The sequence below is a fragment of the Paenibacillus sp. NPDC056579 genome, assembly GCF_042793215.1.
Lineage (GTDB): Bacteria > Bacillota > Bacilli > Paenibacillales > NBRC-103111 > Paenibacillus_S.
The window spans coordinates 215,692-239,724 of the sequence record NZ_JBHTVD010000005.1; the positions used below are offsets into that span (position 1 = coordinate 215,692).

At 50.8% G+C, this 24,033-nt stretch carries 19 protein-coding genes; 13 read left to right on the forward strand and 6 right to left on the reverse strand.

Annotation, left to right across the window (positions count from 1 at the left end; translation table 11 throughout):
* Positions 1 to 8: 8 nt before the first annotated feature.
* From ACFQ88_RS20715 to rbsK, 5 genes are all read left to right on the forward strand, one after another.
* Positions 9 to 893: a carbohydrate ABC transporter permease gene (locus ACFQ88_RS20715; RefSeq protein ID WP_379456228.1), complete on the forward strand. Its 885-nt coding sequence runs from the start codon at positions 9 to 11 to the stop codon at positions 891 to 893.
* A gap of 29 nt (positions 894 to 922) precedes the next feature.
* On the forward strand, positions 923 to 2,380 hold the full coding sequence (locus ACFQ88_RS20720) for an extracellular solute-binding protein (protein ID WP_379456230.1): 1,458 nt from the start codon (positions 923 to 925) through the stop codon (positions 2,378 to 2,380).
* Between the two features lie 127 nt (positions 2,381 to 2,507).
* The gene (locus tag ACFQ88_RS20725; protein ID WP_379456232.1) at positions 2,508 to 3,668 is read left to right on the forward strand and encodes an ADP-ribosylglycohydrolase family protein; all 1,161 of its coding nucleotides are present in this window, start codon (positions 2,508 to 2,510) and stop codon (positions 3,666 to 3,668) included.
* Between the two features lie 16 nt (positions 3,669 to 3,684).
* On the forward strand, positions 3,685 to 5,790 hold the full coding sequence (locus ACFQ88_RS20730; protein ID WP_379456234.1) for an ADP-ribosylglycohydrolase family protein: 2,106 nt from the start codon (positions 3,685 to 3,687) through the stop codon (positions 5,788 to 5,790).
* A gap of 48 nt (positions 5,791 to 5,838) precedes the next feature.
* On the forward strand, positions 5,839 to 6,735 hold the full coding sequence (rbsK, locus tag ACFQ88_RS20735) for a ribokinase (RefSeq protein WP_379456236.1): 897 nt from the start codon (positions 5,839 to 5,841) through the stop codon (positions 6,733 to 6,735).
* A 59-nt stretch (positions 6,736 to 6,794) separates the two neighbouring features.
* Here rbsK and ACFQ88_RS20740 read toward each other — a convergent pair whose 3' ends face one another.
* Entirely contained in the window at positions 6,795 to 7,706 is a 912-nt protein-coding gene (locus ACFQ88_RS20740) for a helix-turn-helix transcriptional regulator (RefSeq protein ID WP_379456238.1), read from the reverse strand.
* 104 nt (positions 7,707 to 7,810) lie between these two features.
* Between ACFQ88_RS20740 and ACFQ88_RS20745 the strand changes: the two genes are divergently transcribed.
* On the forward strand, positions 7,811 to 8,275 hold the full coding sequence (locus tag ACFQ88_RS20745; protein ID WP_379456241.1) for a VOC family protein: 465 nt from the start codon (positions 7,811 to 7,813) through the stop codon (positions 8,273 to 8,275).
* A gap of 730 nt (positions 8,276 to 9,005) precedes the next feature.
* The gene (locus ACFQ88_RS20750) at positions 9,006 to 10,502 is read left to right on the forward strand and encodes a malate:quinone oxidoreductase (RefSeq protein WP_239631750.1); all 1,497 of its coding nucleotides are present in this window, start codon (positions 9,006 to 9,008) and stop codon (positions 10,500 to 10,502) included.
* 177 nt (positions 10,503 to 10,679) lie between these two features.
* Here the strand turns inward: ACFQ88_RS20750 and ACFQ88_RS20755 are convergent, their stop codons facing one another.
* From ACFQ88_RS20755 to ACFQ88_RS20765, 3 genes are all read right to left on the reverse strand, one after another.
* Positions 10,680 to 11,054 (reverse strand): hypothetical protein, encoded by a 375-nt coding sequence (locus ACFQ88_RS20755; protein ID WP_379456244.1) that lies wholly within the window; start codon positions 11,052 to 11,054, stop codon positions 10,680 to 10,682.
* A gap of 192 nt (positions 11,055 to 11,246) precedes the next feature.
* Positions 11,247 to 13,223 carry a 5'-nucleotidase C-terminal domain-containing protein gene (locus ACFQ88_RS20760; RefSeq protein WP_379456246.1) on the reverse strand — a complete coding sequence of 659 codons (1,977 nt, stop codon included), beginning with the start codon at positions 13,221 to 13,223 and terminating at the stop codon, positions 11,247 to 11,249.
* 93 nt (positions 13,224 to 13,316) lie between these two features.
* Positions 13,317 to 14,156: an AraC family transcriptional regulator gene (locus ACFQ88_RS20765; RefSeq protein ID WP_379456248.1), complete on the reverse strand. Its 840-nt coding sequence runs from the start codon at positions 14,154 to 14,156 to the stop codon at positions 13,317 to 13,319.
* A gap of 254 nt (positions 14,157 to 14,410) precedes the next feature.
* Between ACFQ88_RS20765 and ACFQ88_RS20770 the strand changes: the two genes are divergently transcribed.
* Genes ACFQ88_RS20770 through ACFQ88_RS20785 form a run of 4 tightly spaced genes read left to right on the forward strand, consistent with a single transcriptional unit; the run spans position 14,411 to position 19,268 of the window.
* Positions 14,411 to 15,691, forward strand: coding sequence for an ABC transporter substrate-binding protein (locus tag ACFQ88_RS20770; RefSeq protein WP_379456250.1), 1,281 nt, complete (start codon positions 14,411 to 14,413; stop codon positions 15,689 to 15,691).
* A 25-nt stretch (positions 15,692 to 15,716) separates the two neighbouring features.
* Complete coding sequence (locus ACFQ88_RS20775) at positions 15,717 to 16,598, forward strand: sugar phosphate isomerase/epimerase family protein (protein ID WP_379456252.1); 882 nt, start codon at positions 15,717 to 15,719, stop codon at positions 16,596 to 16,598.
* Entirely contained in the window at positions 16,595 to 17,395 is an 801-nt protein-coding gene (locus ACFQ88_RS20780) for an HAD family hydrolase (protein ID WP_379456254.1), read from the forward strand. Before ACFQ88_RS20775 ends, ACFQ88_RS20780 begins: the two co-directional genes overlap by 4 nt.
* A gap of 52 nt (positions 17,396 to 17,447) precedes the next feature.
* The gene (locus ACFQ88_RS20785) at positions 17,448 to 19,268 is read left to right on the forward strand and encodes a glycosyl hydrolase family 28-related protein (RefSeq protein WP_379456256.1); all 1,821 of its coding nucleotides are present in this window, start codon (positions 17,448 to 17,450) and stop codon (positions 19,266 to 19,268) included.
* 142 nt (positions 19,269 to 19,410) lie between these two features.
* On the opposite strand, the gene ACFQ88_RS20790 is transcribed toward ACFQ88_RS20785, so the two are convergent.
* Positions 19,411 to 20,310 (reverse strand): AraC family transcriptional regulator, encoded by a 900-nt coding sequence (locus tag ACFQ88_RS20790; RefSeq protein ID WP_379456258.1) that lies wholly within the window; start codon positions 20,308 to 20,310, stop codon positions 19,411 to 19,413.
* Positions 20,311 to 20,464: 154 nt separating this feature from the next.
* Here ACFQ88_RS20790 and ACFQ88_RS20795 point away from each other — a divergent pair, with 154 nt between their 5' ends.
* Together ACFQ88_RS20795 and ACFQ88_RS20800 are read left to right on the forward strand one after the other, a co-directional pair.
* Complete coding sequence (locus tag ACFQ88_RS20795) at positions 20,465 to 21,484, forward strand: Gfo/Idh/MocA family protein (RefSeq protein WP_379456260.1); 1,020 nt, start codon at positions 20,465 to 20,467, stop codon at positions 21,482 to 21,484.
* A gap of 21 nt (positions 21,485 to 21,505) precedes the next feature.
* Entirely contained in the window at positions 21,506 to 22,819 is a 1,314-nt protein-coding gene (locus ACFQ88_RS20800) for an ABC transporter substrate-binding protein (RefSeq protein ID WP_379456262.1), read from the forward strand.
* Positions 22,820 to 23,015: 196 nt separating this feature from the next.
* Here ACFQ88_RS20800 and ACFQ88_RS20805 read toward each other — a convergent pair whose 3' ends face one another.
* On the reverse strand, positions 23,016 to 23,894 hold the full coding sequence (locus ACFQ88_RS20805; RefSeq protein ID WP_379456264.1) for an AraC family transcriptional regulator: 879 nt from the start codon (positions 23,892 to 23,894) through the stop codon (positions 23,016 to 23,018).
* Positions 23,895 to 24,033: the final 139 nt, after the last annotated feature.

Genomic DNA, 24,033 nt, shown 5'->3' on the forward strand with positions numbered 1-24,033 from the left:
GTCGGTTCATGCCGGAAAGAAAGCTAACCCTTTCCAAAGGGATTATCGCGCTCATTCTGTCGGTTCTTACATTAACGATGTTCGTGCCGATCGTGAACTTGTTCGCCAGAGCGTTATCGCACCCTGACAAAGTTCATTTGCTGCATGGCTATGAAATATGGCCGAGAGGCTTCAGTCTTATTAACTTTCAAGTGGTTCTGAGCAATCCGATCGTAGGCAGGGCGCTGCTCAACTCGTTGTTTATTACGATTGTGGGTACTTGCTTGAGCATCTTTTTTACGACGATTGCCGCTTATGTACTGACCCGCAAAAACCTGATCGGCAAAACACCCATCATGATTTTTCTAATTATCATCATGATCTTCGAGCCTGGGATCGTTCAAGAGTATATGGTCATCAAGGATTTGCATTTGCTCGACAGCTTGTGGGCGATGGTGCTGTACCGGATGATTAACGTGTACTACCTGATCATTATGATGCGTTTTCTCGAGGAAATTCCGGATTCTCTGATCGAAGCGGCCAAAATCGACGGGGCGGGGCATATGACCCTGTTCATGCGGATCGTTATGCCGCTGGCGCGAATTCCTCTGCTGACTATAGGCATGTTTTATGCGATTACGAAGTGGAACGAGTTTTTCAAATCGAGTATTTTCCTGTCCAGCCGTGAAAACACAGTGCTGCAGGTGCTCCTGAGGCAGTTTGTCGTCGAAAGAGATACGACTGCGCTAGTAGGCGTCACCGATCTGCTGAAAAACAACAATATAGCTCAGCTCGATTTCTCATCGCTGAAAGCGGCTACAATCGTCATTGCGATGATACCGATTCTCATGCTCTATCCGATCATCCTGAAGTATTACACCAAAGGGGTCATGGATGGCGGCGTCAAAGAATAATTCCATTGAAAACTGGGGAGGTAACAGAAATGAGAAAAATGTTTACCCTGATGGCAGCCGGCTTAATGGCGGCAACAACCGCCTGCAGCTCCGGCGATACGAAAGCTCCTGCGGATAATGCGGCGGCGGGAGCGTCCGGCCAGCCCGTAACGATCACGATTGTCGACAAGGATCTGGCGGCCGACGACAAGCTGCTCAAGGGCATCGAGGAAGGGTTGAAGGCCGAGGGCAAAAACGTAAAGCTGCAGCTTGTTCCGGTGCAGTCCGGCACGTACTCCGAGAAGCTCGGTCTTTTGCTGCAAAGCGGCAATATCCCGGATTTGATCTATTTCCAGGGCGGAGACCTTCAGTTCGCGATGACTCAAAAAATTCTCGAGGATTTGACTCCTTATATCGATAAATCCACTCACGTAAAAGCATCGATGAACCCTTTCAACAAAGAGAGAACGAAGAACTATCCGTATCTCGTCTGGTTGTCGCCGACCAGCAGCTCGATTCCGGTTGTCCGCCAGGATTGGCTGAACAAAACGGCATCCGGCAAAGACCTGCTCGCGAACCCTACTATCGACAACTACTATAATTTCTTCAAGGAAGTGAAGGAAAAGAACGGCGCCAAGTTCGCCTATACGACCGCGGGCACGCTCGACGAGCTCGATGCGACGTTCGGTCAAGCATTCGGCCTGACGTCCACTTGGCTCAAAGGCTCCGACGGCAAGTACGCTTTCGGCAAAACGACATCGTTTGAGAAAGAAAAGCTGGAATTTTACGCGAAGCTGTATAAGGAAGGCTTGCTCGATCCGGAATTTCTGACCAAGAAATGGGATACGAAGGAAAAAGCGTTCTACGACGGCCAATCGGCGGTTATCGCCGGTACGCAGGGCAAAGTTATTGACCTTTATAATGCGAAAGCGACGTCCCAGAACGGTGCGAATGCCAAAATTACGCCATTGCCGCCTGCCAAAGGAAAAGGCCAAGGCTATACGCCGATTGACGTGAGCAAGGAAAGCCGCGGCTTCGCGATCAGCAAAACGTCCAAGAACAAAGAGACGGCGTTCGCCGTGCTGGAATTCCTGGCCAGTCCCAAGGGGCAAATGCTGGATAAGCTCGGCGTCGAGGGAGACACTTATCTGGTCGAGAACAACAAAATCAAGCTGACGGCCAAGTCCGCCGAATGGTATCCGCGTTTCGTCGAATCGACCGTGAATTTCAAGCCGGACAAAGAATTCGATCCGTCGACGCCTTACTTATCCGAGCCGGCTGCGAAGTCGCTGGAAATGATGGCTTCACTCTCTACCAAAGACAACAGCTTCATTATCCCTTCCGATCTGGCGGCCAAATGGGATGCATGTAACGCGCTGTACAAGGAATTCGCAGCCAACATGGTGACAGGCAAGAAAACGAGCGCCGATTTCGATAAATTCGTGCAGGATTGGAACGCGGCGGGAGGTAAAGAAATTACCGAATACGCTAACAAAACGATCAAGTAAGGAGACTGATCGGAGCGCGGACGCAAGGTGTCTGTCAGGATTCGGGATTTGGATTGGTAACATTAGATTCCCGGACAGGGCAGATTCGCAGTATCGCGCTCCGGATACGAAAGGGGAGAAGGTCGGCATGATTTCGTTTGCGGATCGGGTGAAAGGGGTCGTCTTCGGTACGGCGTTCGGCGATGCGATGGGCGCGGTTGTGGAGAAAATGACCTACAGCCAGATCAAGGAAAAGTACGGCCGGGTGGAGACGACGAGAACGAAATGGTGGAAGGCGGATTGGCCGGAAACCGCACGGCTCGGGAGAATGCGGGGGCAAGGCATCATTACCGACGATACGCTGATGACGCTGGCTCTAATGAACGTGTACTGCACCGAGCGCCGCCATCTGGACGCCTACGATATGGCGAATGAATTTGTGAAGGAAATCGGCTTCCGCCCCCGGTATATTCCGGAGCTCGGGCGGGAGGCTTTGATTCTGGACCGGTTGTTTTACCCGGAGAAGCATATTTTTAACCGCCATGTGCTGGCGAATTGCGAGCCGCGCGAAGGCGGATATGGCAATATGGTCAACTGCGGAGCGGCAATGTATATTGCTCCGGTAGGAGTTGTCAACGCGTGCAATCCGAAGGCTGCGTACGATGAAGCGATCTTGTTCGCCTCCGGCCATCAGATCAGCTATGGGCTGGAAGCGGCGGGAGTGCTGGCTTGCTGCGTTGCCAAGGCGTTCGAGCCGGGCGTTACCGTGCAGGACATCGTGGATACTGCGCTTCGCTATGCGAAGGACGGTACGAAACGGGCGATTCAAGACCTTTGCGAGAAGGCGATGGAGCTGCGTCCCGCGAAGCAGGAACGGGATCGTGTCGTGCAGGCGTTCCATGAAGCGATAGCCCGCTATTCGCCGATGGGTGACGATGTGAACCGCAGCATGGATAAGCTCGGCATTCCGTCGAACCATTACACGCCGAGCCGGTTGTTCTCCATCGAGGAGCTGCCGATGGCGCTTGCTTACATCGTGCTGCATGACGGAGATTTGCTCGAAGCGGTCAAGGACGGCGTCAGCTCCGGACGCGACACGGACTCTATCGGCGTCATGATCGGAGCTATCTTGGGAGCGATGCAAGGCGTAGCAGCCATACCTGCCGATGAAATCTCCACTCTTGAAGAGGCGAACAAGCAGGATATGGAGACACAGTGCAGCCGATTCATCGAAGCGGCGGCAGCGATACTTAAGGAAGACCTGGAATTCAGCGAACGCAGGCAGCAACAGCTTCGTTCAATACAATAAAGGCGGTGCACATGCAATGATTCCATCGAATTATCTGGAAAAAGTTTACTCCGGTTACTTGGGCATGAATATTGGCATAAGGATTGGCGCTCCGGTTGAGCCGACAATCTGGACTTATGAGAGAATAAAAAACACCTACGGCGAAATCACCGATTATGTCAAGGAATTCAAAAACTTCGCGGCTGACGACGATGCGAACGGTCCGTACTATTTCTTGCGCGCGCTCTATGACGACGCGGTCGACCGGGATATTACTCCGAACGATGTAGCGCGCGCTTGGCTGAACTATGCCCGTGAAGGCATCGGCATGTTCTGGTGGGGCGGTTATGGCGTCAGCACCGAGCATACCGCGTTTATCAACTTGAAAAATGGCATCCCGGCTCCGCAATCGGGCTCCATCGAGCAAAACGGCTTGATTATCGCCGAGCAGATCGGCGGGCAAATTTTTATCGATACATGGGGGCTCGTGAATCCATGCAATCCTAAAAAAGCGGCCGATTTCGGCGAAGCGGCGGCACGCGTGTCTCACGACGGCGAAGGTGTCCTGGGTGCGAGATTCTTCTGCGCGGCGATTGCCAAAGCGTTCGAAACGTCGGACATCAACGAAATTATCGAAGCGGGACTCGGGCAGCTGCCTCCCGATTCGCTGTACACGCAGGTGGCAAGAGCCGTACTGGCTTTCCATGCCGAGCATCCGGACGATTTCCGCGCCTGCCGCGATATGCTGGAGAAAGATTGGGGCTACGACAAATATAAAGGCGTTTGCCACATCATCCCTAACGCAGGCGTCTGCGTACTGGCCATGATTTATGGTCAAGGCGACTTCAACCGGACTGTTGAAATTGCCACCATGTGCGGCTGGGATACCGACTGCAACGCAGGGAACGTCGGCACCGTGCTCGGCGTAGCTTGCGGTCTGGAAGGTATTGCGGACAAGTATCGCAAGCCGATCAACGATTCGATCGTCATGTCCGGTATTTCCGGCTACCTGAACATTCTGGATATTCCTACGTACGCGAAGGAGCTTGCTATTCTGGGCTACCGTCTCGCGAAAGAGCCTTGCCCGCAAGAGCTCACAGACAGCTTCAAGGAGCAGGAAATCTACTTCGACTTCGAGCTGCCGGGATCGACGCATAATCTTCGCGTGTCCGATCCGTTTTTCTGCCAAGCCCGTCACTCCACGGAAAAAGCGTTCAAGGGAACCGGCTCCCTTGAAGTGATCTTCGACCGCATGACCCGCGGCGAGAAGTCCAAGGTGTTCTACAAGCCGTTCTATACCCGCGCGGATTTCAGCGACGAGCGGTATTCGCCGACCTTTGCTCCAAGAGCTTATTCCGGCCAAAAAGTATCGATGAATATGTTCCTCGACCAATGGGGCGGGAATGAAACAATGGGTATCGCACCTTATGTACGTCTCGCCAAGAGCAAAAAAGAGCTTGTACAAGGTTACGTCAAGCTCGTGGATCAGGAATGGATTCATGTCGAATTCGAGATCCCGGATTCCGAAGGCGAGCTTATCGACGAGGTCGGCATCGTGCTCGAAGCCTATTCGACCCGCAAACCGAAAAGCTTGGGCCGCGTCTTCATCGACGAGTTCCGCATTTACGGCAAAGCAGACTATTCCATCGATTTCGGTAAGCAATCGTCGGATTTCGGCTGCGTTACGCCATTTGCCCATAACCATGGTGCTTGGAGCCTGGTCGACGGCAGCATGTATCTGATGACCGCCGAGCCGAGCGAGGCGTATACGGGCAATTATTTCTCGCGCGACTATTCGGTATCGGTGAAGATCAATCCGCAAATCGGGGATTCGCATCTGGTTGCGATCCGTGCGCAAGGAGCTATGCGCGGCTATCACGCGGGCTTCGACGGAAAGGGGCAAGTCGCGATTTATATCAACGACTTTGGCTTTAAGAAGCTTGCCTCGGGCAGCTATGATTGGCAACTGAATCAAGAGTATGATGTTACGGTGACGGCTCTAGGGAATACGATTACACTGAGCGTGAACGGAGAGCAAGTATTGGCGCACACGGACGATACTTGGGGTTACGGGATGTACGGCGTAAGTACGTTAGGAGCGGCTAGAGCTTATTATAGCGATATTCGAGTCAGGGAGAATTAGGAGATTATCGTCGTCCTCAACTCCTAGGATAGGAAGGTAGTAAAAATCATGGGGAAAATCATAGTATTGGGCAGCGCCAATATGGATATGGTGATGCGGACAAGTCGGGTGCCGGAAATTGGCGAGACGATGCGCGGCGAAGGCTTTTTCCTCTCGCCCGGCGGCAAAGGAGCCAATCAGGCGGTTGCTTGCGCCAAGATGGGCGCCGACACTTGGTTCATGGGCAAGGTCGGAGATGATCTGTTCGGCCAGTCCCTGCTTGACGGGCTTGCGGGTTATGGCGTACACACCGGCTATCTGAAGCGCGAACCGGGCGTTACCACAGGTGTCGCCGCTATCACCGTATGCAACGGCAACAACAGCATCATTCTGGATGGCGGCGCTAACAATCTCGTGACGCCGGAGTGTATCCGCGGCTATGAGCAGGAGCTGTTATCCGCATCGGCTGTGATGCTGCAGCTGGAGATACCGATGGAGACCGTATACGAAGCCGTTCGTTTGCTCAAAGGCAAAGTGCCTATCTTCCTGAATCCGGCGCCGGCGATGCCGATGGATGAGGAGATTTTACGCGGCGTGGATTATTTCACCCCGAATGAGATCGAATGCCGTCTCTATACGAATGTCGAGATACACAGCGTGGATGATGCGATTAACGCTTTGAATATTTTGCGTAATAAAGGAATCCGATACCCGCTCATTACACTCGGTGAGAAAGGAATCGTGTACTTCAACGGAACGGAGAACGTGTACAAGGAAGCACGGAAGGTTGAGGCGATTGATACCACCGCAGCGGGAGACACGTTCTCCGGTACGCTGGCAGCGATGATTATCGCCGGGAAAAGCATGGATGATGCGGTCGATCTGGCGCAGCGGGCTTCCGCTATTGCAGTGACCCGCCTCGGCGCTCAGGAGGCGATTCCCGGGGTCGAGGAGATTTCGGAGTAGAAACAAAGTGCTGGTAAGAGAAGATTCCTGATCTCTTATCAGCACTTTTTATAACCTTTTCAAGAATATTTCTCCATCATTTGAGTTAAATAATTTCGAAAGTCTTCAACATAGGCTTTCGGCTCTACGATCTCTAGATTTGTACCGAAGCTTGCTAAAAATTGAAATCCCGTACTGTTTTGAGGGACATGAATTGTTGCTAATAAATATTCAGAACTATAGGTTTCAATACTCTTTCGACCGTACCTTTCAATGAATTGATCTTTTACGCTGGGCGAAATCAATGCCTTAATAGCGACTAATTCCGGTTGATATCTTGCGTCGCGTTCTTGTTCTAACAAATTTTCTCTAGGGTTAAATGTGTTTTCGTCCATATTCAGATTATCGACCCGAGACAATTTGAACGTTCTAAATCTCATACGATGTAAACAGAATGCTTTCAGATACCAGCTCGTTTCGCTAAAATGAAGCTGATATGGCTCGACGATTCTATTCGTCGTAGTGCCATTTTTATCTATATAATCAAATGAAACTAACCTTCTCATTACTATGGATTCTTGACATGTCTTCAAGGTTTGAAGAATCTCTGACCGTCCCTCCCAATCATAAAATGACAGTTGAATTGAACTTCTCAGAGACAATGGACTAACCATTGCTTCTATTTTTTTTATCGTCATTTCAACTTCTTCGCTAAATAGTATTTGTTCCAATCCGCTCAACGCAGTTAATATATTCTCTAAGTCGGAGCTGCTTAAAAGCCGTTTATCAACCTTATATTCATCCATAATACCGTAGCCGCCATTAACTCCATTGATAGCATAGATCGGGATGTTTGATAAGCTCAGTGCTTCCATATCGCGAAGAATCGTTCTTTTGGAAACGTTAAATAATTGCGCGAATTCTTTTGTTGAAACGACATCTTTTTTCAGCAATATCATGATTATAGAAATAAGTCTCTCAACCTTGTCCATGATGTTTGCCCTCTTTTCTCCTACTTTATTCTATGAATGGTGACATATAGATGTCACCTTTTATGTATTATACTTCATTTATCACAAGAAGGAGGTATTGACTTATGTCGGCTATTGCCTATTTGAACTTTGATGGAATTGCAGAGCAAGTGATTGAATTTTATTCGGAGGCTTTAAACGCAAATGAAGTGAAGAAAGTGAAATTTAAGGATTTTCCTCAAGATCCAGACTATCCATTGCCAGACAATGAGTTGAAGATGATCATGGAGTCTTTAATAGAATTCGCAGGAGGCAAGATCATGATGTCGGATATTTTGCCTTCGATGAAGATGGTAACAGGTGAATTGGTGAAAGGAAATAACGTTCTGATTAGTCTAGTCATTGATGATAAACAAAAACTGAAGGAATACTTTACTAATTTGTCCGTTGGCGGCAATGTTATGATGCCGTTATCCAATACTCCTTGGTCTTCATGCTTTGGAATGCTGGTTGATAAGTTTGGAGTTACCTGGAAATTCAATAGTGATGCAGATATTTTTCTTGATAAAGTCATTTCCAACAAAAAGTAACTCATTTTAAAAAATGGTCATGCAATTGCAGACCATTTTTTTTTATGAATTTAGAAAGGAGGATGTATTTTATCTATAGTAATGAGCAGATTGGACAAATTCATTGCAAACATTAGAGAAAATAAAATGTACCGTCAATAGAATGATAATGGACGTTTATTAGATTATTAACGAATTCGAACAAAGCTGCTTAAAGATAGCGCTTTTATTTGTATCTTTCCATCTATGTTAAAAAATCAATGCTAACAGTTTGATATTTTTGTGTTATGATAGTACTAACCCTCAAATGCTATAACCGTACCTGGTTTTAGCAGCTTATTGAGCGGTCTAATCGATTTGATTTTCTGCTGTTGAGATTGTCGTTAGTGAGTAGGTTTATTGAAAATAATAGGCAATCCCGAACTAGTGGCTCCACATGGTTGATGATTCTGCTGAAGAAGGCAGAATGGTGTTTCACTGGAAGCGGCAAACCAAAGCTACAACCTCGCAAGAAGCTGGGTTAAGGCCTTGGTTTTTGTATGTTCCTAGGGTTTTGTAGTCTTTACCGACTTTTAATTAAATTTTAACTATCATATAATAGTAGATATCTGAATCTATCAACATTGTAAACACTACGATCACTCTGATCGGAAAAGGTGCATGAACTAGGTCGTACCCTGGCTTGCTGTGGAGCCTAAGCAGGCGCGCCTACATCTTTTCTTAAAATAATAGCGTGTAAGGGACGGTAAACATGAGTAACAGACAAACTAGAACAGACGTTATCTTAATTGGTGCCGGAATTATGAGTGCGACTCTCGGGTCATTGTTGAAAGAATTGATGCCGAAATGGGACATTAAAGTGTTTGAGAGACGCGGAACGGCAGGAGAAGAGAGCTCTAACGAATGGAACAATGCGGGTACGGGGCATGCTTCCTTGTGTGAGCTTAACTACACCGTCGAGAAACCGGACGGATCCGTAGACATAAGCAAAGCGATTAAAGTAAATGAAGAGTACCAGCTTTCAAGACAGTTTTGGTCTTATCTCGTGGACAGCAAGCTGATCCGTAACCCTCAGGACTTTATTATGCCGGTACCTCATATGAGCTTTGTTCACGGGGAGCAGGATGTAAAGTTTTTGAAAAAACGGTTTGAAGCGATGTCCGCAAATCCGCTGTTCCAAGGAATGGAATTCTCCGACGACCCGGATAAATTGGCGGAATGGATTCCGTTAATGATGAAAGACCGTTCTTTGAATAAACCGATAGCGGCAACCAGAATTGAATCCGGGACGGATGTCAACTTTGGTGCTTTAACGCGATTACTGTTTGATCATTTAAAGAGTAAAAATGTGGATATCCAATACAACCGCAATGTGGACGATATTAAACGTGCGAGCGACGGCTCGTGGGAATTGAAAGTACGCGATGTCCATAGCGGTACGGTTGAACGCCATACGGCAAAGTTCGTCTTTATCGGCGGCGGCGGCGGAAGTCTGCATTTGCTGCAAAAATCCGGTATTCCTGAAGGAAAGGGAATCGGAGGCTTCCCGGTAAGCGGGCTGTTTATGGTGTGTCAAAACCCGGATGTTGTAGCGCAGCATCATGCCAAAGTATACGGCAAAGCTTCCGTCGGTGCTCCTCCCATGTCGGTTCCGCATCTGGACACAAGATTCATCGACAACAAAGAATCGCTGCTGTTTGGGCCGTTTGCCGGCTTCTCGCCGAAGTTTTTGAAATTCGGTTCCATGATGGATTTGGTCACTTCCGTAAAACCGCATAACCTGGTAACGATGATGGCGGCAGGCGTGAAGAACGCTTCCTTGACTACCTACCTGATCAAGCAGGTAATGCTATCGAAAGAACAGCGCATGGAAGAGCTGCGTGAATTCGTTCCGAACGCCAAGAGCGAGGATTGGGATCTGCTGGTAGCGGGACAGCGCGTGCAAATTATTAAAGATACGGCTGCCGGCAAAGGAACGCTTCAGTTCGGTACGGAAGTTATTAACGCCGCGGATGGCTCGATCGCTGCATTGCTCGGCGCTTCTCCGGGTGCTTCTACCGCCGTTTCCGTAATGCTTGAGGTCATGAATAAATGCTTCCCGCAGCATATCAAAGCATGGGAGCCGAAGATCAAAGAAATGATTCCTTCTTATGGCGTGGCTTTGCTGAAAAATCCGGATCTGATCCGCGAAATTCATGCTTCAACCGCGCGGACACTAGGTCTTGCTAGCGAGCTTCAACCTGTATAGTTGACAGAAACGATACTAAATATGTGGCAGCCTTATCCTGAAATCAAAGGATGAGGCTGTTTGTTTTTGTCTAAAGCCTGTTAAAAGAAGAGTGTGGGGAATACGGTGGAGGGCGAGGAGGTATAATAGAATTGCTGTAAAGTCTTCGAACGGGTACGGGTCCAAGCACAATCCTTCTTACGGCAGGTAGGCATCCACGACCTCAAATTTTTGCTCATTGTTAATCGTCATGTATTTCACTTCGATCACATTGCCTTTTTGAAATGCAGGAATATGAATGATAGGGATGACGGTCTTTACCACGGTATGGAGTATCGTGTCATTCTGCAAAGTGACGGTTAGATCGAGTAATACCTCCGGCTGGTCGTCTACTTGCACATTGGTTTGCTGAATGGAGTTAATAACAGCTTGTGCTGAGATACCGCCCTCAAGAATGGCCTTGCGCTGCAAATTTTGTTCTCTGCGATCCCGTAATCCCCTGACAAGCATGATAATTGTTAATAATGTCGTACATAGTGAGAAAATAACAATGATCCATATAATAACAGCCATTTAGTATTCACCTCGCTATTCCACCAATTATTTAGTGTGGGAAAATATCCCTTTTTATTAAGTTTAAATTAGTGAAAAAGAGAAGTCTATGGACTGTGGGATTATTTCTCGCAGGACTATATAGTAAAAAAGAAAAAGCCCTTCCGCTATAAATCGGGCGAAAGGGCATGTCGCATGTCAAGCCTAGCGCGCTTAGCTCGGGATTTTCGCTAACAAATGGGCGAACTCAGCCCGGGTTGCCTTTTCCTTCGGCGCGAACTGGCCGGTCGATCTGCCTTCCACGAGGCCGGCTTGAACCAGTGCCGCTACAGCGGGTTTGAAGCCGCCGGCGATTTGTGCATCGTCGGCAAAGGTTGTGCTCGCCGCGCCTTGCAGCGGCTTACCCGTCTTCGTCTCATAGAGCCAGCGGATGACAACCGCCAGTTCCTCCCGGGACAAAGCAGCCGATTCGTCGCCCGTGCCGAGTCCCGATCCGGTCCAGACGGAGGATGCAGACGCCTCCGGGAGCAGCTTGGAGATGGCAGCGCCGGCTTCCCTGCGGGTTACACTAGCCTGAGGCGCGAAGCGGCCCTCATCAATGGAGGTGAGGATGGCTTTGTCCGTCAAAGCCTTGATCGCCGGCTGCGCCCAGTGGGAAGCAGGCACGTCCGCATAGCCTCGAACCGTTATGCGGGCTTCCGGCTTAGCGTCAACGGTTTTCAGCTTGGAGGCGTACGCCGCCAGCAGCTCAAAATCAGTAAGCGCTTCGTTCGCGCCTACAAGGGCTTTGGCATTGGTAAACATCGTGTAATTGTCACCGCCCGTGTACATAAAGCTGGACATAGCCACTTTGTACTTGGCATCCTTTTGGATAGGCTGCCGGTTGATCGAGGCTTCCACTATTCGCGATCCAACGGGCTTGTTCGCATCGTAGACATAGGTAAGACCCGAAACCTGCAGGAAGCCTCCCGCCAGCCGATCGACACCGGCTACGCTATTCTCCAGCGCGGCAAGCAACATATCGCCTGTTACTTCCGCCACAACGATCTTGTTGCCGAAAGGCAGGATGGCTTTTGCGTCCTTCAAAGTGAAGTCGCCTTTCTTTGCACTCGCGCGGATCCCTCCGCCGTTGGCGAACGCAATATCCGTATGGTAGTAATCGCGGTAAGCATCCGCTATCAGATTGCCGATAGCCGTTTCCCGGAAACGAGATTCGTGGTTGTCGCCGTAGGGCAGATCGTTCGCAAGGACAGCGACCTTTTTCCCGAGCTCCGTATCCAGCTTCGTCTGATAGTCCGCGGCCAGCTTCGCTAGAGCTTCCTCCTCGGCTACCGTCTCATCGGCCTTCAAAATTTCATGCGATAGCTTCACGCCGTCCTGAGCTTTGTTTAGACGGAGATGGACGATCGATCCCATGTTGCCCTGAGGCGCGAAAATGAATTTGTTCCCGGCCTCAACTTCATGGACAAATGTTTGCTCCTCCGCTTCTTCCTCGGTGAATATCACTTGAATATCCGGAACGGCAGCCATCAGCGCTTTATCGTCGGCCACCGGCTCTTGAGTCAGAGCCATAATGATGTCGACCTTTTGCTGTTTGATTTGCTCAACGGCTTTTTTGGCCGACTCGATCACATCCCGCTGTTGAACGGAGCCGTCCTTTGTGGTCGTTTCCATGGCACTGGTGAGCCCGATCACGCCGATACGGATCCCTTGCTTTTCAATGACCGCATATTCAGGGACTTGTCCGAACGGCTTGCCGTCAGAGCCTGTCAGGTTGGAGCTGATCCAGGAAAACTTCGAGGCTTCTACCAGTTTCTTGGTATTTTCGGCACCTGCGTCGAAATCATGCTGACCGAAGTTAGCCAAATCGATGGGAATTTGGTTGAACGCTTCCACCATCGGAAATCCTTTAAATACGCCTCCGAACAAAGTGCCTCCGCCCAAATCGCCGCCGAAGGCAACGATTTTCTCGCCTTGCACACTATCCACCAGCGTTTTGATACGAGCCACACCACCACGGGTGCCAAGCTTATCACTGACCGGGCTTATCTCGTGACCATCGTTAAAGTAAAGAAAGGATACCATTCTGTCGGATTCTGCGGCTTGTACATTCGGTGCGTAACTCCATAAGGGGGCCATCAGGGATGCGGACAGCAGGGCGGCAGCGGCAGAACGTCTAAGTTTACTCATCGAGTACATCTCTCCTTTTGATCCATCTGCTAGATTTTCACATGCCATTATAATATAGACATCCCCGCGGCGGTGTTAAGTTTGTGTGAAGTCTCACACCCTCACCCGGCTGGGAGAACACCCGAACTGCCTTGTAAAGGCCCTCGTAAACGAGAACAAATCCGGATAACCAACCGTCAAAGCAATCTCGGTAACCGACAGCGATGTCTCCTTTAGCAATTGAGTGGCCTTGTCGAGGCGTACATTTTGCAAATATTTCACAGGAGGGATGCCGACATGGTCGGTGAATGTTTTGGAGAAATGGGTGCGATGAATGTTCACGTAGGCTGCGATATCGTTCACGGTTATCTGTTCCGCATAGCATGTGTGGATAAAGTCAAGGCTCTTTCTCAGCCAGAAGTCCGGTGAGCGCGGCGCGGCTGTCTGTTCTTGCTCCGGCAATAGCTTGGCAAAGATGCGGAACATATAGCTATTCCATTGAATGAGCTGCTTTCTGCCCAAGTTTTTGGGTAGTTGAATCATTTGGTGGAAGACCGATTCGAGATCCGGATCGACGACTTTGCGCTGGTATGTATTGTCATGGGTGAACCCGACCATGGCCATCAATTCGGGGACTTGGCTGCCGTTAAAGGCGAACCAGATCATTCTCAGCTTGGAATCGGACGGCGCAAGCCGATACGTGTAGGTCGTGTTGGGAAATTTGCAGAACATATCTCCTTTGCCGAGCACGACCTCGTTGCCTCCATACAGAAACTGCAGCCGTCCTTCCCTCACAAAATGTATAGTGTAATGCCCGGTCTGGCGCGGACCGTGGCTGTAATTCGGCTTAGCGATGTTATGCCCCATATGCAGCAGGTATAGCCCGCTGTTCTTATCGAAGGAATCGGTCTCGTGAATCCACCTTTCGGCGTATTCATGCGCATATTCTTGCATGGAGGTCACCTGCCGTTCTGAATTGGCTTATTATGTAAGCGCTTAATATTTACATCATAGCGTACTTTTTCCGTTTTCGAAAGGGTCTTTACAAAAACAAAATATAATGGCTCTATTCCATAAATACTAATGCCGATTTCAAACCGATCCCTACGAATTGCCAAAAAACAGACTACCGTTTGATATTCCTAAATACCGTAAGGCTGTTGGATAATAGGTCCAGAAGCTAAATACTGGAAAGAGGAGCCCGGTTCATGAAAACAAAGCTCGCATTCGTTTGTGGAACCGTAATGACCCTGCTGGCCTTGACAGCGTGTGGAGCCCCGAACAACGTCTCACAAGAGGGAGGAGGCAAGCCGAAGGTCAAAGACCCTGACCCGGTGACGCTGAAGCTGTTTGCGTACAATCCGATGTCGGAGTCCGACTTCAAAAAGCTGATCGCGGAGCCTGTGAAGAAGAAATACCCTTACATCACGGTCGAGCTGCTGAGCAAAAATTCGACGCAGTTCGAAAGCACCATTGCCGCCAAAGAGGATATGGATTTGATTCTCATGTGGAACGGCAGTGTTAACAGCAACAAGCAATACGGCATTTTCGAAGACATGACTCCGCATGCCCGCAAGGCCGGCTTCGACTTCGGCCGGTTCGATCCGAAAGCGATGGAAACGATCAAGGAGCTGTCGGACAAAGGCGAGATTTACGGGGTCCCGTACCAAATCCAGTTTTACGCGCTCTATTACAACAAAGATCTGTTCGACAAGTTCGGAGTTCCTTATCCGAAGGACGGCATGACATGGGAGGATACGGTTGAGCTTACGCGCAAAATGTCCCGCATGCAGGACGGGGTGCAGTACAGCGGATTCGATACCGATACGCTGTCGAGGTTTACGTACCCGCTGTCGCTTGTCCCTGTGGATGGCAAGACCGACAAGGTGCTGGTGAACAGCGATGCTTACAAGAAAGCGTTCGAGCTGGGCAAGCAGCTGTACTCGATTCCGGATAATCCGGGCAAGCTTAGCACCGGACGGTTTACGAAGGAGAAAACGCTCGCGATGGTAGGGACGGTCAACCTGTTCGACCAGCTGGAGAAGACGCCGGACTTGAACTGGGACATGGTCCAATTCCCCAGCTACAAGGAGAAGCCGAATACGTACGGCATGTACGACCTGAATATCGTCATGATGACGAGCACGAGCAAGCATAAGGATGAGGCGATGAAGGCCATCGAGGTGTTCTTGTCCGATGAGGTTCAAACCTTGAGCTCCACGATGGGCAAGCTGTCCGCATTGACCAATCCGGAAATCCGCAAGCAGTTCGGAATCGGTCTGCCGATGCTGAAGGGGAAAAATTTGCAGGGGATTTTCAAAAGCAGCCCTGCATATGCCCCGCCGTTCTCGATGCACCATTCCAAAGGAAATGAGATTTTGAAAAAAACATTCCTGGATTACATCGGGGACAAGAAGGATGTCAATACCGCCCTGCGGGACGCGGAGGAAGAGATCACACGATATATTAAATCCCAAGGAACCAAATGATTCAATTCAGGAGGATACATTCAGAATGAATATTTCTACATCGTTAAACGTGTTCGGAACCGATTATGAGCAGGCGATACCCGTATGCAAGGAGGCGGGCTTCCGAGCACTCGATTTCAACTACTGGGATCACCAGAAGGACGTGTTGGCCAAATCGTGGGAAGAGGAGGAGGCGTGGGCGCACCGCATTCGCGCAGCAGCGGACGAGAGCGGACTGCCGTTCACCCAGATGCACGGGCCGGTTCATGGGCGTTCGTTTCAGGAGATGGTGCTGGGACTGAATGCCGAATCGTTCCTGGATATGGCGAAAAGATCGCTTAGAACAGCATCGATTCTTGGAGTGCCGTGGGTCGTGCTGCATGCGAGCGCTATTTCCGGGAATGGGGAATCGTACGGCGAGGTGAAGGAGTTTAACGTGAAGTTTTTCCGGCAGCTGTTTCCTGTGATGGAACAGACGGGCGTCGGCATTGCGCTAGAAAACTTCTATGACCGGGCAGCCCGCCCGCATACGGCACGCCGGACCTACTGTGCATTGCTGGATGAGCTTGTGGAGCTGATCGACACGCTCGATCATCCGTTGGTCGGAGCTTGCCTGGACACCGGCCACGCTCATGAGCAGGGGATACATCCTAACGAAATCCGCAAGCTGGGAAAACGGCTTAAGGCTACGCATATTAACGACAATGACGGGCTGCACGATCAGCATTTACTGCCCTACCAGGGCTCTGTCGACTGGCCTGCGGTCATGAGTGCTCTTCATGATATTCAGTACGAAGGGGACTTGACTTATGAGACACATCAAGCGATTCGGTTCCTGCCGAACGCTTTGCGGCTTGAGGGACTCAAGTATGCCGTGGCGGTGGGGAATTACCTGATTGGATTGAAAGGAGACCCGAAGGGAGCATGAGGCTGATTGCAGTGGACTTGGACGGAACGTTGCTTGGGGGCACTAGCGACAAATATGGATTTTTGCCTGCCGGGGTGGACGCACTGCGTCAAGCGGTTGGCCGTAGTAAGCTGGCAGCCATTGTAACAGGGCGGGATTTGCCGTTCATTCTCGAATTGCTGAGGCGAGAAGGGATTGTACCGGAGCAAGAAGGCTGGCCCCAGCTCATTATATCGGAGGAGCGTCTGATCCACTATTTGGATGAGCATGGTGACTATGTGCCTGAGACCGAGTGGAATGAAGCAGTCGAACGGGCGGAGCGATCCAGGTTCGCCGACATTGTGCCTGCGGTTGCCTCCCTACTGGAGGGCAAGCTGGCCGAAGTTGACGCTGCCTCGCGGAGATGTGAAGGGGCGAAGGAAGAGGCGAGAGGCTTCGTAGAGGTGCTGTTCAGCAATGCCGATTCAGCGAGGGCGGGTGAGGCGGTACTGGCCGATTGGCTGCGCCAAAGCGGGCTGCCGTATTACACCGTGCGCAACGTCGCGGGAGTGTCCATCCGTCACTCGACGGTCGGCAAAGGACCGGTGCTGTTCCGTGCGTGCCAAATGCTCCAGGTGCCTCCGGGAGAGGCGCTCGTCATCGGCGACAGCTGCAACGATCTTTCTATGCTGGACGGCGGTTTCGGCTTCAAGGCCGCCGTTCCCGGCAACGCCGAAGAGGAGGTGAAGGCCCGCATTAGGCCGCCTCAAGGGTATATTGCAGCAGGACGGTACGGAGACGGAGTGGCGGAAGCGATTTTGTACCACATCGGTAGTTAAGTTGACTGCAGCGAAGCGGACAGGCGATGACAAAACTATGGGAGGGATCATGATGGAGGAGAACAAAGACACCGAAGTGAAGGAGAAAAGAATCAGTCGGCGGGAGGTGCTGACCGCCATCGGGATGACAGGCGCTGCTGCCGTCACCGGAGCGCTGTTGAACAATGGCGTCGCTCATGCCTTGAGCGGCCAAAAGTCCGTGTCGGAAGCGGTATACGGAAGCGGGAGCTCTGCGCAGCAGCTTCTCAGTATTGGCGACGCCGACGACGTAACGTTCCTGTACGCTGCGGGCTTGACCGGCCGCACGGTCGGAGGCAAGCTGCGCGAATGGATCAGCGTCAAGGATTTCGGCGCTGCCGGCGATGGCGTCACGGACGATTCGGCGGCCTTCCAAGCGGCGATTGCCTATGCCGAGAGCAAGGCGGTAACGAATCCGGGGCCGGGCGCTACCGGAAGCAAGCTCGGCCGAGTGCAGCTGTTCGTGCCTCCGGGCTCCTACGTCATTACCCAGCCGGAGTCGCTCCTTCGCAGCAGCTATAAGACGAGTACCGTCGGATTGCAAATTCAGGGCGCCGGACAAGGCGTCACTCAGATCATCTACAATCCTGCCGCCACCGGGACGTATTTGGCCAAAAACAATAACGCCTGGCTGTTCTGCGCCATTTCCGACATCGAGTTTTACTCCAACAGCTCCACGAACCATTTCATGTATTCTTATTCCACGGGTCAAGCCCAGAGCTGGACGTTCGAGAGAATCCGGTTCCGTGGCAAATGGGGCTACACGTTCCATCTGGAAGGAACGGACACGAACAGTGAGATGACCTGGCGGGAAATCGATTGGGCCGGTTACATAGCCAAAGGGGTGTATGTGCCTGCAGCAACGGGCTCGGACCAGTTTTTGAACTACAATTTTTATTCGTGCAACTTCGAGGTGCAGGAAGGGGATTTTCTGCATTTCGAGAAGGGCGGCAACATTAACGTATGGGGCGGCAGCTTCATTCATATCGGAGCGAATGCAGGCACCTTCTTCAAGCTGCTGGGCAGCACGCATTCTTACGGTGTGGAGCGGTTCTTATGTATCGGCGCCAGAATGGAGCACCGCAACGCCAACAGCAAGCTGATTTATTGCGAATGGAGCGCAGGTATCGTCTCGTTTATCAATGTCGATACGTCAAGCTCCGTACCTCTGCGCGCTGCTGCCGAGCTAGTCGCTACGTTTTACAGCAACAATACGAAAATGCCCGTTATTAAATTCGATAACTGCCGGCTGCTCGGCAAGCACGAATATATGTACAGGGTCAACAGCTTTCAATATCCGCACAATATCCGTTATGAAAATTGCGAGATTAATCAGCATACGAGCCCTTCCGATTTTATCGTCTTTACGGCGGAAGGCGGAAACGGCAACGCGGGCGGGACGCCAACGATTCATTTCACGAACACACGCGGTCAAGGGGACCCTTCGCGCAAATCGTGGGAGTGCGATTACGGATTCCAGAAAAGCTCATTCGGCATAACCAAAAGAACCGCGATTTCGGTGAAACGGGCGGACGGCAAGTTCCCTTATTCCGCCTCGACGACAGTCGGCTTCACTGTGCCGGTCAACGCGCGCATCGTCAACATCTGGCTGCAATCGCCGGCAGGCGCGGTCAGCTCTACAGGAGCCGCAACGTTCACCGTGCAGACGACGGAGGCGACGCCTACCGTCTTGGCTACGCTGACGGCAGCGAACCATTCCCAGGGCTTTATGCTGCAGCAGGATTTGTATTTCCGCTGCGATACGGCCGAGAAATGCAGCCTGCAGCTCGTGGCCGGCTCGAATGTAACTCAGGCGAATCCGGAAGCGGAGTGCATTGTCGAGTATATTGGTTAATCCCAGTCCTGCTTTTGATGCGACTCAAAGATAAACAACAGACCTCATTACCACTTAAGGAGCATTAGATAAGTGGCAAGGGGGTCTGTTTTGTTATTAGGCTACTTCATATTTCAGTTGATTCACTACTGCCTGAGCGTTGCTATTCATCGCTGCTGCTGCTTTCATCGGGTCCGCCCTGCGGCAGCTGCAGCCGTTTTTTGCGAAATTCGGACGGCGTGCAGCCGTTGTACCGTTTGAAAATGCGGATAAATTGGGTGACGTTAGGAAAGCCGGATTGCAGGCCGATATCTGCAATGCTGAAGGGCTTGGTCAGCAGCAAACGTTCCGATACCTTAATGCGCCTTAGATGCAAATAATCGACGAAGGACATGCCGATGTGCTGCTGAAAATATTTGATAAAGTAATGATATTCCAAATGGACGAACGGAAGCACGTCCTGAATGCGGATCGGCTCCTTGTAGTGGCCATCCACATAATCGAGGACAGGCTGCAGCCGCAGCCAGTCTGCCGACGATATCCGTCCGGTTAACGGGAGATGGCGGATCATGAGAGCGATCAGCTGCTTGAACGCGCCGCTGATCGTCAGCTCGAAACCGGCCTCCTTGCGGCTCGATTCTTCATAGATGGCCATCAGTAAACCATATATCTTCGCTTTCACGTCGGGATTCATGTTCAAAATGCGGTTTAAGCGGTCCAGCGGTTCTGACAGCTCAAGCAGGACGGGTGCATAATCTTTGGTAAACGGCTCCAGCTGTGCCGACATGTCGAATTGAAGTACGATTTGCTTGACGGCTTGCGTACGTTTGGTGCGATGGAGCCGCGACGCTCCGATGATCAGCAAATCTCGCCCGTTCATCTCATATACGGTGTCGACCGTCTCAACCTGCATCGAACCTTCCGATAGTAGCAGAACTTCCACTTCTTTGTGATAATGCCACGGGTTCCATGCCTCTGAAGGGGAGATAACAATATCCCATATTTTGTAGCGCAGCAGCGGATGGTGGTAATCGACCTGTTCGTTTCTGGCTTTCTCTTCCAAGCAGCATTCCTCCCGTCATCCATAATGACAGTTTTGTACGATTATTAGACAGTTCTGTATCTGGAGCGCACCTGCGTGCGGATTTACAATGGAAGAACAAGAAAGCGCTAACAAATTGACGAGCCCCTCCGGCTCGAAGGAGGAAGCAAAAGACGTGTTCAGATTAGGATTAATGGGCTGCGGTGCCGTTGCAGGTTACGGACATCTTCCCGCCATCACGAAATCGCCCGATTTCGAGCTTGCCGCAATTTACGAGCCGGATCCCGCTCGAACGAAAAAGCTGCAGTCGGATTACGGCGTGCCGGTGTATACGGATGTCGACGCTTTTTTTCAAGCTGGGTTCGAAGCGGTGGTCATTACGTCCCCGGCCCCGCATCATTGCCGGAACGTACTGGATGCCGCACGCTTCGGCAAGCATGTATTATGTGAAAAACCGTTGGCTGCGGATGAGTGGCAAGCGGTGGAAATGATCGAGACGATGGAGAAGCAGGGTTTGTTGTTGTTTACCGCTTTTGACTACCGGTTCAGCCCCGTCGCCTTGACGATTAAAAGGATGGTGGCGGAAGGTCTCATCGGGGAAGTACGCTCCTTGCGACTCTGCTACATTTGGAACCTTCACGGCAAGTATGCAAGCAGCGAAGCGCCGCCCTACCAGTTGAATATGCGGCGGTCGGGCCGAATGCTGGAAGGCGGGCCTATGGTGGATTGCGGCGTACACCAGATCGATCTGGCCCGGTGGTGGCTCGGCTCCGAGGTGACGAGTTATACCTCGGAAGGAGCCTGGGTCGACGAATATGAAGCCCCGGACCATATGTATCTTCATATGCAGCATGCCAGTGGCGCACACACGATGGTTGAGATCAGCTATTCTTATTGCTTTACCGCCAAAGAACCTATCTCTCATTTTACATATCAATTGGTCGGAACGGAAGGAATCATTTATTACGACCGGGAAGCGAAGCGATTCGAGATGAGAACTTCTGCAGGTACGACAACATTTCCTTTTGCCAAAGAAAAACATTTTTCCGGGATGTATGACGAGTTTGCTAAAGCGCTAGAAAGCCGTTCGCCGCAAAACATGCCCACCGGTGAAGACGGGTTGATCGCTACACGAATCGCCCGATCGGCAACGGAAGAGCTGATTCGTCGCCGTCATAATCGAATTGAACAATAAAATTGAAGGGGGAGTTCCGTGGTGAATAAGAAAACGCCGATTGCCTTGCTTTCGTTTCTTCTCGCTTCAGTGTCTGCTCTGACAGGCTGCTCGGGGAAAGAAGCGGGGATGGTCCCGAACGATACAGCACCGTCCAAGGAGGTGAAACCGGCCGTCAGCAGCGAGCCCATGACCATTAAGATGTACCACAAGGGAGGAACGATTTCCGATGAAGAATTCAAAGCCTACTTCGTGGAACCCGTCGCCAAAAAGTATCCGAACATTACGCTTGAATTGGTCCGGGAAGGCAAAGGCAGCTCACCGGAAGAGCTTCTCACCAGCGGCACTTTCCCGGATCTGATCTATACAAGCAATCCGAGCATTCCGATCTTTCAGAATTTGGACATTATCGAGGATCTGAATCCGCTAGTCAAAAAGCACGGGCTCGACTTAAGCAAGTTTCAGCCGATAGGATTGGATATGATGAAGGGCTACGATGCGAATAAGCTGGTCGGGCTTCCGCTGTCGATGAATATGTCGGCTATGATTTATAACAAAGACATTTTCGATAAGTTCGGCGTTCCGTACCCGAAAGATATGATGTCATGGGACGATGCGATTGCGCTGGCCAAGAAGCTGACGATCACTGACGGCGGCACAAGCTATATCGGCCTCGACCCGTGGAGAGTCGAATCGGTCGGCAGCCAGATGACGCTTCCGCTCGTGGATCCGAAAACGAATAAGTCGACCATCAACAATGAAGGCTGGGCCCGCGTCCTTGACCTGTTTAAACAGGCCGTCGAAATCCCCGGGTATGTGACGAACGATAAATTCGAGTACGATTTCTTCAAAGACAACTTGGCGATGGCTCCGATGTGGGCAACGGATCTGGTAGGGAAATTAACGGACCCGGCGGCCGCCAATCTGAAGAACTGGGACCTGGTCTCGATTCCTTACGTCAAAGGATATGAAGGAAAAGGAAGAAACGTCGACGCGCACATGCTGATGATTACGAATGTGAGCAAGCATAAGGATGAAGCCTTTGCCGTTATGAAGGAAGTACTGTCCGATGAGGTGCAGATGACGATGGCCAAAGCCGGCAGAATCAGCCCGCTCAAGGACGAATCTTTCAAGAAAAATTATTTGCAGTCCAATGCGTCCTTCAGCGGTAAAAACGTGGAAGCCTTGTTTAAGCTGGCTTCAACGCCGCTTCCGCCGAGCTCGAAATATGAGAGCCAGGTGAGAACCATTGTGAGGGGGGCCAAAAAGCAGCTGGCTGTCGACCGTAAAGACATCAACACGATCATGAGGGAGCTTCAAGAAGAAGCGGACAAGTGGATCGAGTCGCATCCTTAACGGTTTTCGCCGATATAAACAGACGGGCAGCGGAACGATCGGTTCTTGCCCGTCTTTTCTTACCACAATAGAATTTATAAGATTCCGAGGTCATCGGATGTGAAAATTCTATTTGGCGATAAAAACAACCTCTTAACGCGGTCGCTCCTCCGTTAAAGGACGTCGATAGACGGTTTTCTCATTCTGTTCGTATGAATCAGAGGGAACGTTCATGCAGACGATAATTGGAGGGAGCGACGCCTTCCTTGTTTTTGAAAGCACGGCTGAAGGTATGGATATTCGCGTAGCCCAGCTGATCGGCTATGCTTTGAATCGTGAGCCCAGTGAATTGGATTAGCTGCTTCGCCTTTTCGATCCGAACCGTTTGATGGTATTGAATCGGACTCATATGGAAGGCATCCCGGAACAGCCGGGTCAAATAATATTTGCTGATATGAAATCGGGTGGACAATTCGTCGAGCGAAATATCGGTATGGGTATGTTCGGTTATGAAATGCCGCACGCTTAATAACAGCGATTGATGGGCATGGATTTGCGGTGTCTCGGACCAGTGCCGTTCCCGGATGAGGTAGGTCAGCAGCTTGAGCAGCTGGCTTTTCATTTGAAGGTGATAATAGGGAAGCCGAAGATGATATTCATGGATCAGGTCGAACAGCATTTGCTCCATTACGGCGGGATGGGTGAGCCGGATCCGGTTGGGCAGCGCGAACGGTCCCACCGATAGCAAATCAGGGCGAAACCAAGTAAGCTCCTGCTCGTTCATTTCCTCTTCCGTTATAAAAGATACCGGGATATACGGGCTATCGCTCTGCTCCACCAGATCGAAATGAATGTGAGGCTGCCTGACTCCGAGGGAGCTGTTAGAGCGGATGGAATGCCTCTGTCCGGGCTTGAACAGAAACAAGTCGCCGGGTATGCCCTCATAGGCGATGTCTTCTATGGTAATAAGCAATTGGCCTTCCTTGATATATAGCAGCTCGTAGTCCCATAACGTGCGGGGACGAACGGACCAGGGACTGGAGGCGGAATGATCCCAAGCCCGCCGGACGTAAGGAGACAATATCATATCGGACATAGCAATGAACCCTCCTTTAGTGCCATTATAGCAATAATTGATAAATGAACAACGGTTTGCGCTAAATTCACGGACCGCTTCCTTCAGCTATACTTAGAGCAGAAATGAATGGAATGAGCTCAAAGCTCGGAGGAGGATG